Annotated in this window: 7 protein-coding genes; 4 read left to right on the top strand and 3 right to left on the bottom strand. The window is 64.2% G+C overall.

Going from position 1 to position 16,835, the window contains the following annotated elements; genetic code table 11:
- The first annotated feature begins 5 nt into the window (after window positions 1–5).
- From BWR02_RS12780 to BWR02_RS12765, 4 genes are all read left to right on the top strand, one after another.
- A complete protein-coding gene (locus tag BWR02_RS12780) occupies window positions 6–599 on the top strand; it encodes a DUF937 domain-containing protein (protein ID WP_139558141.1) in 594 nt (197 codons plus the stop codon).
- A gap of 364 nt (window positions 600–963) precedes the next feature.
- Window positions 964–3,492, top strand: a complete 2,529-nt coding sequence (locus tag BWR02_RS12775) for a glycogen/starch/alpha-glucan phosphorylase (protein ID WP_139558140.1) — start codon at window positions 964–966, stop codon at window positions 3,490–3,492.
- Window positions 3,493–3,945: 453 nt separating this feature from the next.
- A complete protein-coding gene (locus tag BWR02_RS12770; RefSeq protein ID WP_162560131.1) occupies window positions 3,946–5,136 on the top strand; it encodes a capsular polysaccharide export protein, LipB/KpsS family in 1,191 nt (396 codons plus the stop codon).
- Window positions 5,133–6,401, top strand: coding sequence for a capsule polysaccharide biogenesis protein (locus BWR02_RS12765; protein ID WP_139558138.1), 1,269 nt, complete (start codon window positions 5,133–5,135; stop codon window positions 6,399–6,401). Before BWR02_RS12770 ends, BWR02_RS12765 begins: the two co-directional genes overlap by 4 nt.
- Before the next feature lie 17 nt (window positions 6,402–6,418).
- Here BWR02_RS12765 and BWR02_RS12760 read toward each other — a convergent pair whose 3' ends face one another.
- Genes BWR02_RS12760 through BWR02_RS12750 form a run of 3 tightly spaced genes read right to left on the bottom strand, consistent with a single transcriptional unit; the run spans window position 6,419 to window position 16,304 of the window.
- The gene (locus BWR02_RS12760; RefSeq protein WP_162560130.1) at window positions 6,419–7,264 is read right to left on the bottom strand and encodes a formyltransferase family protein; all 846 of its coding nucleotides are present in this window, start codon (window positions 7,262–7,264) and stop codon (window positions 6,419–6,421) included.
- Window positions 7,261–8,628 (bottom strand): aminotransferase class I/II-fold pyridoxal phosphate-dependent enzyme, encoded by a 1,368-nt coding sequence (locus BWR02_RS12755; protein ID WP_139558136.1) that lies wholly within the window; start codon window positions 8,626–8,628, stop codon window positions 7,261–7,263. Before BWR02_RS12755 ends, BWR02_RS12760 begins: the two co-directional genes overlap by 4 nt.
- Window positions 8,625–16,304: a type I polyketide synthase gene (locus BWR02_RS12750; RefSeq protein WP_139558135.1), complete on the bottom strand. Its 7,680-nt coding sequence runs from the start codon at window positions 16,302–16,304 to the stop codon at window positions 8,625–8,627. The genes BWR02_RS12755 and BWR02_RS12750 overlap by 4 nt, the downstream gene beginning before the upstream one ends.
- Window positions 16,305–16,835 lie beyond the last annotated feature (531 nt).

Below are 16,835 nucleotides of genomic sequence, written 5' to 3'. Positions count from 1 at the left end.
CACCGATGGCCATCAATTTGATCGATGCCGTGATGGAAAATCTGAAAGGACCCGTGCTGGAGCAGTTGGGGTCCTGGATTGGCGAAAGCCCCGAGAAGACACATGAAGTCACCAGTGGGCTCGTCCCGACGATTCTGGCGGGCCTTGCCGAGAAAGTCGCCGAGCCGGAGGGCTCGTCGCTTTTTGGCACGATTCTCGATCAGGTGGACGACGGTCTCCTGGACAAGCTGGGCTCTGTCTTCAAGGGTGATGAAGCGGAGAAGGTGTCGGAAACAGGCGGCGGTTTGTTGACCTCGCTGTTTGGCGAAAACCTGCTGACCACCGTCATCGCCGGCGTCGCCGGTGCGGCGGGTCTCGGCTCCGGCAAGGTGAAGACGCTGCTTGGTTTCCTTGCCCCGGTGGCGCTGGGTGCCCTGAAGCGCCTAATCACCCGCAAGGGTCTGAGCCTCAGCTGGCTCGTCGGCCTGTTCGCCAAACAGAAAGGCAGCATCACCAGCATGCTGCCAAAAGGCGTAGGCGGACTCCTGACAGCAGCGGCGACGGCCGCCGCGGCTGCCATCGGCGGTGAGGCCGAAGAGCCGGCCGTCGAGGTCAGTTGATCCGGCGAACTGATTCGGATCCGGCGGTACCCTCGCAACAATCCACGATCCGGATGCCGCCGTCGGATCTCCAGGATCCACCGTCAGCCTAGGGGCCGTCGTCGCCAGATGGCTTGTTGCGACCATTGATGCCCGATTGCAGCGGGCTTCTCCCGCGCTCCAGTTTGGGACTCTCGTCCCGGTTGCAAGGATCTAAATTGGTGCGTCGCCTTGCGCGGCGCATCGACACTTTCCGCTGGCAAGTTACCAACAGGCACGGCGCCTCGTCGCATCCGGCGAGACGGCGGCAGCCCACCCGGGGCGTGTGTACGGAAGTTGCTAGCGCCCATAGAAACCTCTCCCATAGCTACCAACACGACACTCCATGGGCAAAACGTCCTTACTCGCATCACAGGAAGTCGACATCAGCACGGATCGGACCGGCTCCACACCGGAGTCGATCAAGAAGGCATTCTGGGATCACCTGCTTTACATCCAGGGGAAGTTTCCCGCGCTCGCCACCCGCAACGACTACTACATGGCTTTGGCGCACACCGTGCGAGATCGCATGCTGCACCGCTGGGTCAGCACGGCCGCAGCGTACACGACCGAGGGTTCTCGGACCGTCGCCTATTTGTCGGCCGAATTCCTGATGGGTCCGCATCTCGGCAATAACCTGATCAATCTCGGCTTGTACGAGGTCGTCGATGAAGCCATGCAGGAACTCGGTCTGAAACTCGACGACCTGTTGGCGGAAGAGGAAGAGCCGGGTCTCGGGAATGGCGGCCTGGGGCGTCTGGCGGCCTGTTTCCTGGACTCGATGGCGACGCTGGAAATTCCGTCGCTCGGCTATGGCATCCGCTACGAGTTCGGCATCTTCGATCAGCAGATCGTCGATGGCTGGCAGGTCGAAAAGACCGACAAATGGCTGCGTTACGGCAATCCCTGGGAGATCATTCGGGCCGAATGGGCGGTCGAGGTCAAGCTGGGCGGCTACACGGAAACCTTCATCGACGAGCGCGGACGCAGCCGCGTACGCTGGGTGCCGGCGAAGGTGGTGCTGGGGATACCCTATGACACCCCGATCCTGGGCTACCGCAACAACACCGCCAACACGCTGCGGCTGTGGCGCGCGGAGGCGCCTGAATCTTTCGATTTCGAAGTGTTCAACCGCGGTGACTATTACGGTGCTGTCAATCAGAAGATCGCTTCGGAAAATCTGACCAAGGTGCTTTATCCGAATGACGAGCAGATTCAGGGCAAGACGCTGCGGCTGGAGCAGCAGTTCTTTTTCGTCTCCTGTTCGCTACAGGACATGATCCGGATCCTGCGGGTTCAGAAGATCCCGCTCGAGCGCTTTCACGAAAAATTCACGATCCAGCTCAACGATACCCACCCTTGCATCGCCGTCGCCGAATTGATGCGTTTGTTCCTGGATGAGCACGGAATGGACTGGGACACGGCCTGGTCGATCACCCGGCAGACCTTTGCGTACACCAATCACACCCTGCTCCCCGAAGCCCTGGAGCGGTGGCCTCTCGGCATGTTCGGGGCTGAGCTGCCGCGGCATCTGGAGATCATTTACGAGATCAACGCGCGCTTCCTGGACGAGGTGCGGATGCGTTTCCTCGGCGACGACCAGCGCGTGGCGCGGATGTCGCTGATCGACGAAGCCGGTGAACGCTACGTGCGGATGGCCCATCTCGCCTGCGCCGGCAGCTACGCGATCAATGGCGTGGCCGAATTGCATTCCGAACTGTTGAAACAGGATGTCCTGAAGGACTTCTTCGAACTGTGGCCGGAGAAATTCAGTAACAAGACCAACGGCGTGACGCCGCGGCGCTGGATCGCGCTGAGCAATCCCAAACTCACCCGGCTGTTGAACGGGACGATCGGGCCCGAGTGGATCACCGATCTCGATCGGTTGCGCGCGCTTGAACCCTATGCGGAGGATGCCGCCTTCCGGCAGACCTGGACCGAGATCAAAAGGGCGAACAAGGTCATTTTGGCACGGCACGTGTTGTCCCAGACGGGTATTTCGATCGACCCCGATTCGTTGTTCGACGTTCAGGTCAAACGGATACACGAGTACAAGCGGCAGCATCTGAACATCCTGCATGTGATCGCGCTTTATCACCGGCTCAAAAGCAATCCGAACTTGGAGATGGAGCCGCGTACCTTCATCTTCGGCGGCAAGGCGGCGCCCGGTTATTTCATTGCCAAACTCATCATCCGGCTGATCACCGCGGTCGGCGAAGTCGTCAATCGCGATCCAGCGATCCGCAACCTCTTGAAAGTCGTGTTCGTGCCGAACTTCAATGTCACGACGGCGCAGTCCATCTATCCTGCCGCGGATTTGTCCGAGCAAATCTCAACCGCCGGCAAGGAGGCGTCCGGCACCGGCAATATGAAATTCTCGATGAATGGCGCCCTGACGATCGGTACGCTGGACGGGGCCAATATCGAGATCCGCGAGGAGGTTGGCTCGGAGAACTTTTTCCTGTTCGGATTGACCACCCCGGAGGTTGCTCGGCTGAAGAGCTCGGGCTACAAGCCGGTTGAGTGCTATCACACCCAACCGGAGTTGCGCGAGGTTCTGGATCTGATACGGAATGGCTTTTTCTCGCGGGGAGACACGGACCTGTTCCGGCCGCTGATCGACGGTCTGCTATACCACGATCCCTTTATGGTACTCGCGGATTTCGCCTCCTACGCGGATTGCCAGATGCAGGTGAATCAGGCCTACCGGGATCGCGACCACTGGGTTCACATGTCCATCATGAACGCGGCCCGCACCGGGAAGTTCTCCTCGGACCGGACGATTGCGGAGTACGCGGAAACGATCTGGCGGACGAAGGCGACCAAGGTACCGCTGGTGACGCCCGACGAGGTCAATTTTCGCGTGCTGCAGTAGCCGGTTGCAGGAATGGTAACGCCCTGCCGCCAGCGCAGGGGTAATGGCATTAGACTCAACCCGCATGTTCGATGCCGGCCATGCCGGGCGGGCAGAGCCTGCGGGAGCCCTGTCTCAGGCGGGGTCCCCGGCGTGGACGCGGGGGTAGGGAAGTCTGGATTGCACTTCGAAGCCGAGTGTCGCGGGTATGGTCCGTTGGCAGCCCGGGCCATGGCTCACCGCTGTCGCGGCGCTGTGGGGATCGAGATCTGCACGCGACCGCCCGGCTGATCGGGTTTGTTTACGCCCCAAAATGGGTCGTATCCTGGTAAAATTCCGACCGATGGAATTCGTGTTCATCCAGGAATCCGCTCCTTTCCCGTCACTCGCCCGCACCGGCGCTCAAGTTCGCGGATCACGAGAGGGGGTCTCCGCCGACGCCCCGTGCGTTGGTTCGCGTCGCCGTTTCGGATTTTGAGTCCCAGCGCCGCTCTCACAGCGGAGCGCAGCGATCTACGTGCTTCGATCCGCCCAATCAGCGTCTGTTATGGGTTCACGCTCTGGCGCAGAGCGATCGCCCGCTCGTTGCTGGCCACGTTCGATAGCCGCGCGCAATTCACGGGGCGTGGCGAAGACCCGGTGCCGCGTGCCAGGAGAAGGGAGGCCGGTATCGTCGTCTGGGCCAGCGAGGAGCCGCCCGGGCTCGCCCTGCAATGCTCCGAGGAAGGCATTCCACTGCTCAGGATGGAGGATGGATTCATCCGTTCTGTCGGTCTGGGTTCGGATTTCAGCTGGCCCTACTCGATGGTCCTCGATCAAGGTGGAATCTACTTCGATCCCGCGTCGGACAGCGACCTCGAGCGGCTCCTTGAATCCAATGACTTCGATGCGTCGATGCTGCAACGCGCGGCCAGGTTGCGTCAGCGCATCGTTTTGGACCGTGTCACCAAGTACCAGCAAGGAGGGGTCGCGCCCGCCCTTGGCCCATTGCCGTCCGACCGTAAGCGCATCCTGGTGCCGGGACAGGTTCCCCAGGACGCCTCCGTGGTCCGCGGCGGGGGGGAAATCCGGAGCAACCTGGCCTTGCTGGCGGCGGTGCGCCGCGCCAATCCGGAGGCGTACGTCCTTTACAAGCCTCACCCCGATGTCGCGCGGGGCAATCGGAACGGGGCCGTGCACCCGGACGATCTGCTGCGGTTAGCGGACCGCGAGGTCACGGACGTCCCCATCGCTTCGCTCTTCGCGCAGGTCGACGAGGTCCACACGCTGACCTCTCTGGCCGGATTCGAAGCCCTGCTGCGCGACAAGCCCGTTCATACCTACGGTAGGCCCTTTTACGCGGGCTGGGGACTGACGCGGGATCGGTGCGACTTCCTGCGTCGGTCTCGGCGGCTGACCGTTGACGAACTGGTGGCCGGGAGCCTGATCGCCTATCCCCTGTACTTCGATTGGGCACGCAGGGACCTGCAGACGGTCGAGTCGGCTCTGGATCAACTCGCGGCGGCACGGCTCCCGCTGCCGTTGCGCTGGCGCTCCCGGCTTTTCTACACCGGGCGTGCTCTGCTGAGAGCCACCGGCTTGATGAACTCGCTGCGCCGGTACAAAGGGAAAGCAGGCGAAATTCCGCGTGTCGAGCGCAGTGCCGCCCAGCGGGGAGATGAATGACAGCGTCCCAATCCCAAGCCCCTCAAGGCGCGCGCGCCTTTCTGTTCCTGCAGGGGCCGATATCGCCTTTTTTCACGCGAATTGGCGACGCGTTGGCTCAGCGTGGTCACGCCGTGCACTCGGTCCACCTGAGCATCGGCGACTGGATGCTGTGGCGGCGCGCCGGGGGTGTCAGCTACCGGGGACGACTCGCGGAGTGGGAGGCGTTCATCGCCGGCTTCATGGATCGCCACCGCATCACGGATCTCGTGTTGCTCGGCGAACAACGCGACTATCACAAACAGGCGATTGCGCTGGCGAGCGAGCGCGGCATCGCCGTCACGGTGACCGATTTCGGCTATCTCCGGCCCGACTGGATCACGTTCGAACGGGACGGCATGTCGGCGTGTTCGCATGTTCCGCGCGATCCCCAGGTAATCCGCCGCCTGGCCGAGGGCCTGGCCGAGGCGGACTGCTCCCGGCGCTATCAGGACAGTTTCTGGACCATGGCGTTTTGGGACATTGGCTACCATCTCGCCAACTACTTCCTATGGTGGCTTTACCCGCATTACCGCAGCCACAAGATGGCCAATCCGGTCCTGATCTACCTGGGAACCGGCTTGCGACTGCTGCTCGCGCCATGGAACCAGCGGCGGGCGGAACGCGCCTTGCAGAAACTGACCGCCGGGAACAAGCCGGTGTTCGTATTTCCGCTGCAGATGGCCTATGACTTCCAGTTGCGGGCCTACTCGCCCTTCAAGGATCAGGACGAGGCCATCGACAAGGTGCTGACCTCATTCGCGGCGCATGCTCCGCGCGACAGTCGCCTGCTGGTCAAGGTGCACCCGCTGGATCCTGGCATGCGCAGCTGGGGCGGTCTGGTCCGTAGGATCGCGCGCCGTCTCGGCATCGCGCAGCGCGTCGCCTATATCGACGGCGGGAATCTCGATCGGATAATTAAGACCGCCGTCGGTATGGTTACCATCAACAGCACGTCGGGGCTGCGCGCAATCTATCTCGGCTGCCCGGTGATCACCCTCGGTGACGCGATCTTCGACATCGAGGGGCTCACCTTCCAACAGGGCCTTGATCGCTTCTGGTCGGAATGCGCGCCGCCCGATCGGGCGCTCCGTGCAGCGTTCGTGAACCTGCTCGCAGCGACGATTCAGTTGCGCGGCGTCTACTACAACGAGCCGGGCTTGCAGGCGGCCGTGAAGGCGGCGGCTCACCGGCTGCATCACCGCGCGGTCAACGAGATACTCCCACCCAACAGTCCCGGACGCTGAAAATCGTCGGCAGTGCTTCAGCCGGTTGCCGGTTGCCCCGGCCGGCCCGTCAGGGAGGCCATGAGGTCCTGCCACCGGACCAGGCAGCCGCCGGTTTCATGCAAGGCCGCCACGTTGGCGGCACTCGGCCAGCTGTAATAGCTGCCGGAATCTTGTTGAGACCGTCCCCGCTCCGCCCGCAGAAACGCCCGTAGCCGCTGGGTCACGAGGTAGCTTCCGGACACATAGAGGTCAAGGGTGGTGCGCAGCACGCTGTCCGCCGGGCCGGGCACATGCTCGGACTGTGCGAGGATTTCGCCGGTGTCGAGATCCGCATCGATCCGGTGGACACTGACCCCGAAGCGCGCCGTGCCGCGCAGGCGGGTGTAGAAGACCGGATCGACCCCGCGAAAGTCGGGGAGTAGTGAGGGGTGGATGTTGATCCCTCCATTCGGTGCGATGGCGTACGTCTCTGGGGCGATGCGCTGGTTGAAGAACGCCGACAGCAAGACCTCCGGTGCCCGTGCGGCGATGAAGTCGCGTCCGGGCTGAGCGTTCAAATCGCGTGTCGTCAGTATTGGGATCCGCTGCGCGGACGCGATCGAGCTCACGGCACCGGCAGGGCCGCAGCGTCCGATCAGATCGCTAAGCCCCGTCGCGCACCAGAGGTAGAGCGCGTAGCGCAGTCCGCTGGTCCGGATTTGCTGCCAGGCTCCGCGAGACCATCCATACCGCGGCGATAGCACGCGCGACGACAGTATCACTCCGGTCACGGCAATGTCCGGGCTGGACACCAGGCTGCGCAGCACGCTCGCGCCGATGATGCCCTCGGTGGTGCAGAGCACGACCCGGACCGGCGTTGGTGCCGGTTCAACCGGATTCACAGGCGGCGGTACTCCTCGGCCAGTGCGGCGACGGCCTGGAGCACATCGGCTTCGCTGTGCTCGCAACCGATGAAAAAGCGCAGGCGAGCGGCTTTCTCCTCTACGGCCGGATAGAGGATGGGGGCGACGTTGATACCGCGTTCGAACAGCGCCTGAACCAGCCGCCCGGCGCGAATGGAACTGCCGGTGATGGCGGGAATGATCGACAGGCCTTCGCTGCGTCCGGTATCGATGCCCTCGGCCTTGGCGCTGTTCAGGAACAGCCGAGCTCGCGCACGCAGGCGCTCAGCCCGCTCCGGTTCGGCCTGCAGGATGCGTAATGACGCCAAGGCGGCGCCGGCCGCAGCCGGCGTCATGCCGACGCTGTAGACGAAGCCGGGTGCAGCCAGCTTCAGGTGCTCGATCAGGGCGGCTTCTCCGGCAATGTAGCCGCCGCAACTGGCCATCGCCTTGCTTAGCGTGCCCATCCAGATATCGACGTCACGGCCGTCCATGCCAAAGTGATCGGCGAGCCCGAAGCCACGCGGTCCCATGACGCCGAACGAGTGCGCTTCATCGACCATCAGGAAGCAGTGATGACGCTGTTTGATCTCGACGAAACGGGGTAGGTCGGGAAAATCCCCGTCCATGCTGTACAGGCCCTCGATCATGATCACGACGCACTCGTAGCGTCGGCGATGCTCCGTCAGCAGCGCATCCAGTGCCGCCCAGTCATTGTGCGGGAACGACAGGCGTCGGGCGCCGGACAGCTGAATGCCTTGCAACGCGCTGTTGTGAATCAGCGTGTCGTGCACGATCAGGTCCTTGGGGCCGAAGAGATAACCCACGGCGGTGACGTTGGTCGCATGCCCGCTGACGAACACGACGCAATCCTCGACGCCGTGGCTTTCGGCCAGGGCCGCTTCCAATTCGCGATGGATCGGGCGCTCCCCCGACACGAGGCGGCTGGCCGAGACCGAGGTGCCGTATCGGTCGATCGCGGCTTTCGCAGCGGCCCGGATCTCGGGATGCCCGGACAGCCCCAGATAGTCGTAGCCGGAGAAATTGAGATAGTCGTGCCCGTCGATGCGCGTGGTGCGTCCGGCGATGCCCTGATGCACCCGAAAATACGGGTTGGGGATACCCAGGTTGGCCGCACCCTCCTTGACGATGCGCAGCTTCTGATAGTTCGGATGCAGGGCCAGCCGATAACAGCGCTCGGGGATTGCCGGGTCATGCCCGGACAGCGCGTCGGCCAATCCTGTTGGCCCCGGTTGCGCAGCCTCCTTGTCGACGCGGCGGGCACGGCGCTCGAGCGCCTGATGGATGAGATGATCCTTCAGCTGACTGGTGAGACCCTGCAAGCCTTTGCCTTTTGCCTTCACGGGCCGCCACTTCCGGTTCTGATGTTCTTCAAGCGCTGTTGCACATCCGCAGTGATGGCGTCGACGTGCTCGCTGCTCAACTCTTCGGCGTGGACAGCGGCCATGTGACGTACCTCCTCTGCCAGCGAGTGGCCGTTCGCCGGTTCACCCCCGCTGCTCCCGCCACGCAACTGGCGAGTGATCCTCTCGGCGAGGCGGGCAATGCTGGGCCCCTCGCTCAGCAGCATGACCGGCACCCGGACGCCCACTCGCTTTTCGAGAGCGGTGATCAGTTCCATGCCCATCAGCGAATCCATCCCCAGGTCGTGCACCGAGCGGTGCTCGTCGAGACGATCCTGAGCGATCCGGAGGATCTCGGCCACTTCGCGCTTCAGTATGTCGATCAGGCGGGGAATGAACTCTTCGTCCGGCATTTGCGCGAGCCAGCGGCGAACGGTCTCGGCGTCGGTGGCGTCGTCGACGTTCGCTTCGGCATCCGGGAGCAGTGCGCGATACTTTGGGGCGGCTGCCGTCGGCATCATCCGGCGCAGGGCGCTCCAGTTCAGATTCACGACCCCGAAGCCGGATTGCTCGTTCGCGAGCATGCGCTCCAGCCAGTCCAGCGCTTCGGCGGCCGTTAAGGCCTTGCCGCCCAGGCGCTCCTCGAGGTTCTGGCGAATCCGGTCGTGTCGGGCCAGGTAACCGGCGTCGGTGATCGGTCCGAAAGCGATGCAATACGCGCGCAAGCCCTCGGCGCGGAGTTCCTCGGCGAGCGCCTCCAGGTAATGATTGGCGCCGACATAGTTCGCCTGACCAGGGTTGCCGAACAGCGTCGTTGCCGACGAGAAGAAGACCAGGAAGTCCAGGGGCGTGCGGCGGGCATGGTCGGCGAAAGCCTGTGCGCCGAGGATCTTGGGCGCGTAGGCCTGCATGATCTGCTCTCCGGTGAGGGCATGACTCATGCCGTCGGCGATCACTGCGGCCGCATGGATGACGCCTCCCAGGGGCGCGGCCGCCTGCTGTTGCAAATCGGCGAGCAGTGCGTTGACCGCACCGCGGGAGGTGACATCGCAGGCCCGGCACCGGATGTCGACGCCCTCGGCCGCCATCGCGGCGATCCATGCCTCACCGTCGCTCGACGCCTCGCCGCTGCGGCTGATCAGCGCCAGATGGCGGGCCCCTCTGGAGACTAGCCATTCCGCGGTCTTGAGGCCGAACCCGGACAGGCCGCCGCTGATCAGATAGGTTTTTTCCGGGCTCAATACCAGTGGCGGTGACGACGCCGCTACGTCCGTCGACTGGACCGCATCCGGTTCCATGGTGACGACGATCTTGCCGATATGCCGCGACTGCTGCATGTGTCGGAACGCGTCGACGATGTCCTGCGACCCGAAGGCGCGATAGGGTAGCGGTTTCAGCGATTCGCTTTCGAAGAGTTCCATAAGCTCGGAAAAGAGCCGGCGCGTCAGATCGGGCCGCTCGATCATCAACTGATCGGCGTCGATCCCAAAATAGGCGATGTTGTTGCGGAATGGCCGCAACCCGATCTTCGTATTCTCGTAGAAATCGCGTTTGCCGAGCTCGAGGAAACGACCGAAAGGCCGCAGAACCCTTAGATTGCGATGGATGGCCTCGCCGGCCAGCGAGTTCAGCACCACGTCGACGCCGACACCGCCGGTTCGCTCGAGAATCTCGTCGGCGAAGTCCAGCGAGCGGCTGTCGAAGACATGGTCCGCGCCGAGCAGGCGAACGAAGTCGCGCTTCTCGTCCGAGCCCGCGGTCGCGAAGATCTCCGCGCCACAGTAGTGAGCAAGCTGAATGGCGGCTATACCGACGCCGCCGGCGGCACCGTGGATCAGAATCCGCTCGCCTTCGGCCAGTTGCGCCAGATGGCGCAGCGCGTAGTACACCGTAAAAAAGGCGATCGGCACCGTCGCCGCAGCTTCGAAGGACCACGCCGCGGGTTTGTGCGCTACCGCGGCGGCCGGTGTCACCGCGCGGGTTGCGAAGCTGGCCGGGGCAAAGGCCATCACGGCGTCTCCCGGCTTGAAGTCCCGGACTTCGCTGCCGGTCGCGATTACCGTGCCCGAGAGTTCCATGCCGAGCGTCGGGCCGGCGAAGCCGGCTTCGACGGCCTCATCCGACAGCAAGCCCATGGCGTACATGACATCCCGAAAGTTGAGTCCGGCCGCCCGGACCGCAATCTCCACCTGATCGTTGGCGAGCGGCGTCGCGGCGACTCGCCGCCAGACCAGATTCTTCAAGGGTCCCGGAGCCGAAAAATTGAGTCTGAGCCCGCCGTCACCCGGTGCCGAGGGCTGCCTGGTATCAGCCAGCGGCGGCATGCCGGTCTCCATGAGTCGCGGGGCGAAACGGCCGCTTCCGGTCAGCACGATCTCATCCTCGTCCTGTGGCGTGAGCAGTTCAGCGACGAGGTCAGCCGCCATGCGCTCCAGGCGGTCCGGGTCGGCACAATCGACCAGGCGGATGGGAATGTCCGGATATTCATTCATGACCGTGCGCATGAACCCCCAAAAAGCCGCGTCGTCGCAGCGAGGGGGAGCTGACAGGCTGGAACGCACTGCGGCGGGCAGGAGGTGTGCCGCCGCTCCGCGCGTGACCAGCCAGCACGGGGTGTTCAGACCCAGTGCGCGGCACCGGTTGAGGATGTCGAGTGTCGCTTCACTCCGCTGGCGTTGCTGTTGGAGGCGGTTCTCCGGGTTATCGTCGGCGGCGTCGGGGTCGCCCAGGAGCACGATGCCTGTTACGTCGCGCCCCTGCGTCAGCAGCGCATCGAAGCGCGGCAAGGGTTTTTGTGTCGCGACACCGTCCTCTTCCGGTTCATGCGTGAAATCCAGACCCGGACGGGCGGCGATCACCCGATGGCCCAGGGAACGCAGCTTCGACGCGACGGCATTCCCTAGGGCTTGTGCGTAGCGGGTGGGTTGTGAGTCGTGGACGATCAGCCAGGTTTGCGCAGCCGTCGCCGCATCGACGACTGGCTCCGGCGGGCAGGCCGCGCTCCGGGCGAGTAGCAGGAAATGTCCCGCTTCGACGCCTGGCAGATCTTGAATTATCCGCGTCTGAGCGAAGCCCGAGCTCGCCACCAGCGCGCTCCAGTGGTGTACCGACCGCAGGCGGGAGACGGGTTCCGCGTGCATGCCGGTAAGCCACCAGTCTTGCTGCGCGCCCCAGACGAGGTCGGCGCGACGGGAGGGGCATTCGTCGATTACGAGCAGCAGACCGTCCTGGGCCAGCAGCCGCTCCGCGCAACCCAGCCAAACACGGGGATCGTCCAGTTCGGAGAAGCCTTCCGCCAGCACGAGGATGTCCGCGATGGGCAGGTCGGGTTCCAGCGACAGGGCATCCGCTGCGCTCAGGTCGAGCTGGCGCGTCCGCAGGTGACGGAAGCGCTGGAGCAGGGCAGTGCGGTCCGTCAGACCGACATCAGCCGGTGTGATGATCAGGTAATCCACCCGCGTCTGGTCGACCTGTGTCAGCACGCAAGGCGCCAGGGGCGCCAGTCCGCGGGACACTTCGACGATGCGCAGGCGTCGGTGCGGCGGCATCTGGGCTGCGGCCGTCAGGACGATGCCGGCTGCGGCTGCGCGAAAATCGCCGGCACCTGGATCATTTCCTCGTACCGATGCCCGGTTCAGGTCGCCCGGTTGAACCAGGGCAGCGGCATCGACCTGTCCCGTCAGCAATTCGAGGAGATGCAGGCCAACCCGCCCGGCCGTGATGACCGGCACTGCGTAGTCCGGGTAATCGCCGATCAGGCTGGCCCAGACCGCCACGGGGTCCGGCGTCCCCGAGTCGGGACACCAGCGCCAGACGCCATCGGCAGGTTCGATGATCCCATCTTCCTGCAAGAACTCCAGCAGGCGATGCACATAGGATCCCATGCCCGATCCCAGGGCCGCGTGGGCGGCAAGTCGAGCCGGGTCGATCGGCTGGTCCTCGGGACACAGCGAGCGCAGTGTGCGCTCGGCAAAGGCGGTGCACAGGACATCGACGAGCGGCTCGACTTCGTCGTAATAACGCGTTCGTTCCAGGATGCGCGCTGCGCGGTGCAAATCGGCCTGGGCGCTGCCGCAGAGCGTATCGGTCGTTGGCAGGGCGGCCTGGAGTGCCCTCAGGGGCATCGCGACCGCGGAAAACTTTAGCGGTCTGAGCGGCTCGCTCGAGCCCTCCGCGAGATTGACCTGCCTGAACCGAACGCCGTCCAGTTCCATTACCGGGGTGCCGAGCGCATCCCGGAGCGCAAAGTCGCCCAGCAGGGATCTCGGGTTTTGCCGCCGAAGGGTGGCCTGTGCCAGGGCGCCTGGACGTTCGCTGGCGTACTGGACGATCCGCGCAGCGCCGGTCGGGACGAAGGCAGCGGCCTCCGCGTTGCGGGTCCGGGCCTGAGCGATGATACCCAAGAGCAGTTGAAAACAGCCATCCAGTTGCGGAAGCGAAACAGGCTCCGCACGGCTAGTCGTTGCGGCGCAGACCTCCGTTCGCAGCTGAGCAATTGCGTTCGACGGTCCCAGCCAGATCTTGTCCAGGCTCTGAAAGGCGGGGCCATAAATGAGCCCGAGGGACTGGCAGGCCGCATAGTGCGCCGAGGCCAGCAGGTCCGGTGTTCGTCGCGGAGGCGTCTTGCGCGGCAAGGCCTTGACGGCTTGGCCGGGTGTGAGCAGCCGGCCGACCGCGTTGAGGTGCCATAGCCCGCCAGCCGATCGTTCGCGGCTGCGGATAGAGAAATTGCCGTACTCATCCTCGATGGCAAGTCGCACCGTCTTCGAGGTCGCGGCCTCGAGCAAGAGCGGGGCCCTGATCTCGAAGTCCTCGATGGTCTGCGATGCACCGCCAAACCTTAACTCGGCCGCTGCCAGCGCCATCGCAATGAACCCGGCGGCCGGAAAGACGACCGACTCACCAATGCGATGATCGGCCAGGTCCGGGAATCGGGTGCAATCCAGATGGTTTTCCCACTGCCAGGGGTTCTCGGCCAGACGGTAGCCAAGCAGCGGATGCTCGGCACTGCGATGGATCAGGTCGTAGCCATCCGGGGTGATCGGGTGCCAGCAGCGCTCGCGCTGCCAGGGGTAGTGAGGAATCTCGACCAGACGACCGCGGTGGGGAAACAGCTTGCCAAGGTCGACCGGGCTGCCGGCGATCAGGAGCTGAAACAGGGCGTCGCGGACCCGTTCGACACGGTCGTCCATGCGCAGCATGGCCGGTATCACGCGGCCTTCAGTCGCGCTTTGCCGCAAGCAATCGCCGATGTAGTTGCGCAATACGGCATGGGGACCGATCTCGACGAACACATTGGCGCCCCGCTCGATCAGGCTTTCGATAGCGGTCTGGAACAGGACGGGTTCGCGAACGTTCCGCCACCAGTAACTGCCATTGAGCTTGTCGCCGGGCAGGGCACCGCCGGTCACCGTCGAGAAGAAGGGCAGGCGCGCTGTCTTCGGCCTGAGGTCTGCGAGGCTGTGCCTGATCCGGTCCTGAAGCGGGTCCATGGCGGCGCTATGGAACGGATAGTCCAGCGGCAGTCGGCGGAAGTAGACTTCCCGCTCCGTCAGGAGGCGTTCGACCCGGCTTAGCGCGGCCAGAGTGCCTGCCAGGGTCACGCCGCGCGGGCTGTTGATCCCGGCGACGGCGGGTCGCTCGTCCGGCGGAAAAGTGGCCAGGATCTCCCCCATCGCGTACTGCGACAGTCCGACTGCCGTCATGCCGCCGGTATCGCGGGTGTGGCCCTGTTCGAGGCTGCGAACATGGACGACCTCGACCGCCTGGGGCAGGGACAGCGCGCCACTGGCCCAGGCTGCCGCGACTTCACCGACACTATGGCCAACGACCGCCATCGCCTCGACACCCCACGCGCGCAGCAGGGTCGTCAGACCGACCTGCACGGCGAATAGCAGCGGCTGCGCGATTTCGGTCGCATCGAGGCGCTGAGCTTCGTCTTCCGCGGCCAGTTCCGACAGGATGGAAAAGCCGCCGCGGGCGCAAAACAGTGCATCGACCTCCTCGACGGCGTGGCGAAAACCGGGCTCGCTCTGCAGCAGATTTCTCCCCATTCCGGCCCACTGCGACCCATTCCCGGAATAGACGAAAACCGGTTTCGAGGCCCGGCTCAGGGCGCGTCCCGAGCTGACACCCGGGGTGTCCTCTGCGCCGACCGCTCGCTGCAGCATCGCGGCCAAGGCTTCGCGCGTCGGGGCCCACGCAACCAATCGATGGTCGTGATGATCGCGGTGGAAGGCCGCGGTGTAGACGGCATCGTAAAAGGGCGATTGCCGCGGGTTCTGCAGGTAGTCGGCGAACTCCCGTGCTGCGGTCCGCACCGCCGTGTCGCTGCGGCCGGACAAAAGCAGCGGCGCGGCGAAATCATCGACGGCATCCGAGCGGGTATCGGTCCGGCCGGGCGGCGGGCTCTTCAGGATCACGTGCGCGTTGGCGCCGCCGAAGCCGAATGAGTTGACCCCGATGACCAGGGTTTTGTCCGTGGGCATCGATGTCACCGCGGACACGACACGGATGTTCAACGTGTCGAACGGGATGCGTGTGTTGGGTGTCTGGAGATGGATCGATGGGGGCACTGTCCGGTGCTCCAGGCAGAGCAGCGCCTTGACCAGTCCCGCCACGCCGGAGGCGGCTTCGAGATGACCCAGATTGCTCTTGACGGAACCGATCAGCAGCGGTTTGTCGGGGGCACGGCGCTGGCCCAGGGCCCGGCCGATCGCCGTTGCTTCGATCGGATCGCCGACGCGGGTTCCCGTGCCGTGAGCCTCGAGATAATCGAGTTCCTCAGGACTGACTCCTGCTCCGGTGTAGACCTCCCGCAACAGACGCGCCTGTGCGGCATCACTCGGTACGGTCAGACCCTGCGTGCGCCCGTCACAGTTGCTGCCGGAGCCGGCCACGACAGCCAGAACCCGGTCGCCGTCGGCAATGGCTTCATCCAGATCCTTGAGCAGAAACAGTCCGCCGCCCTCGGAACGGACATAGCCGTCGCCGGAGTCGTCGAACACACGGCAGGTTCCGGACGGGGAGAGCATGGAAGCCTTCGAAAAACCGATGAAGGCGAACGGGTGCAAATGCAGGCTGATGCCGCCGGTCAGGGCCTGAGTGCACTCGCCGCTGCGGATGGACTGACAGGCGAGATGGAAGGCGACCAGCGTCGAGGAACAGGCCGTGTCGACGGTGACGCTCGGTCCCTTCAGATCGAAGAAGTAGGAAATCCGGTTGGCGGCGATGCTGGCCGTGTTGCCGGTCATCGTCGAGGCATCGATGGAACCGAGATCGTCCGCGCGTCGGTACGCGTAATCAATGCTCGACAGGCCGATATAGACGGCACTGTGACTCCCCTGGAGTGCGCTGGGCCGGATGCCGGCATGTTCCAGTGTTTCCCAGGCTAGTTCGAGCAGCAGGCGCTGTTGCGGATCCATCTGGCCTGCTTCGCGCGGCGAGATGCCGAAGAAGCCGGCATCGAAGCCACTGACGTCACCAATGGAGCCGGCGGCAAAGGTGTAGGTCGAGCCGGGCTCCTTGCGATTCGGATGCAGGTAGTGATCCTTGGCCCAGCGCGCATCGTCGACAGTGCTAACCAGACTGCTCCCATCGCAGAGCGACTGCCACAAACGGTCGGTGCTGGCGCCCGGTAGACGGAATGCATAGCCGACGAGAGCCACTTTCCTCATTTGACCCCCCTCGGCCTGGCGTGCGGCTTGGATCTCTCCGACTTTGCGGCGTCAGCGAGCCGGGCGCTGACGGTCCGGAGGGGCTTCCCGCTCGACAACGGCAGTCGATCTATGGCGTCAAACCGGTCAGGCATGCTGTCTCAAAAAGTCGCTAGGATGCAATCGTCACCCCGGTTCACGGTGCTGTTCCAAGCATGAATGCGGCGGCACCTCTCCTTCGAGATGGTCACCTCCGGGAGCGAATGGTTAGGGGCGGTCGAGCAGGCTCGAGCGGAGTCAACTGGCCTTGCGTCCGTGTCTGCGGAAGCGCGGCTTGCAGCGTGTGCTTTACGCGCCTGATCCGGTTGAGTCATCGTGTAGCTCTTACGAGAGGTCTGGACTTTCCCCGCATACGGCGCTGCCTCCGTGGCAGCATAGGGGTACCACGAGGGTCCGGAGCGGTTACCGCTTCCTCAACGGAGCAGGATTATAACCTGCCTGGAGGTATGTCGCGGAGCGCAAAGCACGGTCGGGGCCCATCGGCAGGCTGTG

It is taken from the genome of Methylotetracoccus oryzae (assembly GCF_006175985.1).
Classification (GTDB): domain Bacteria; phylum Pseudomonadota; class Gammaproteobacteria; order Methylococcales; family Methylococcaceae; genus Methylotetracoccus; species Methylotetracoccus oryzae.
Note: the sequence above shows the minus strand (reverse complement) of the source record. Positions and strands in the feature narration are given on the sequence as shown.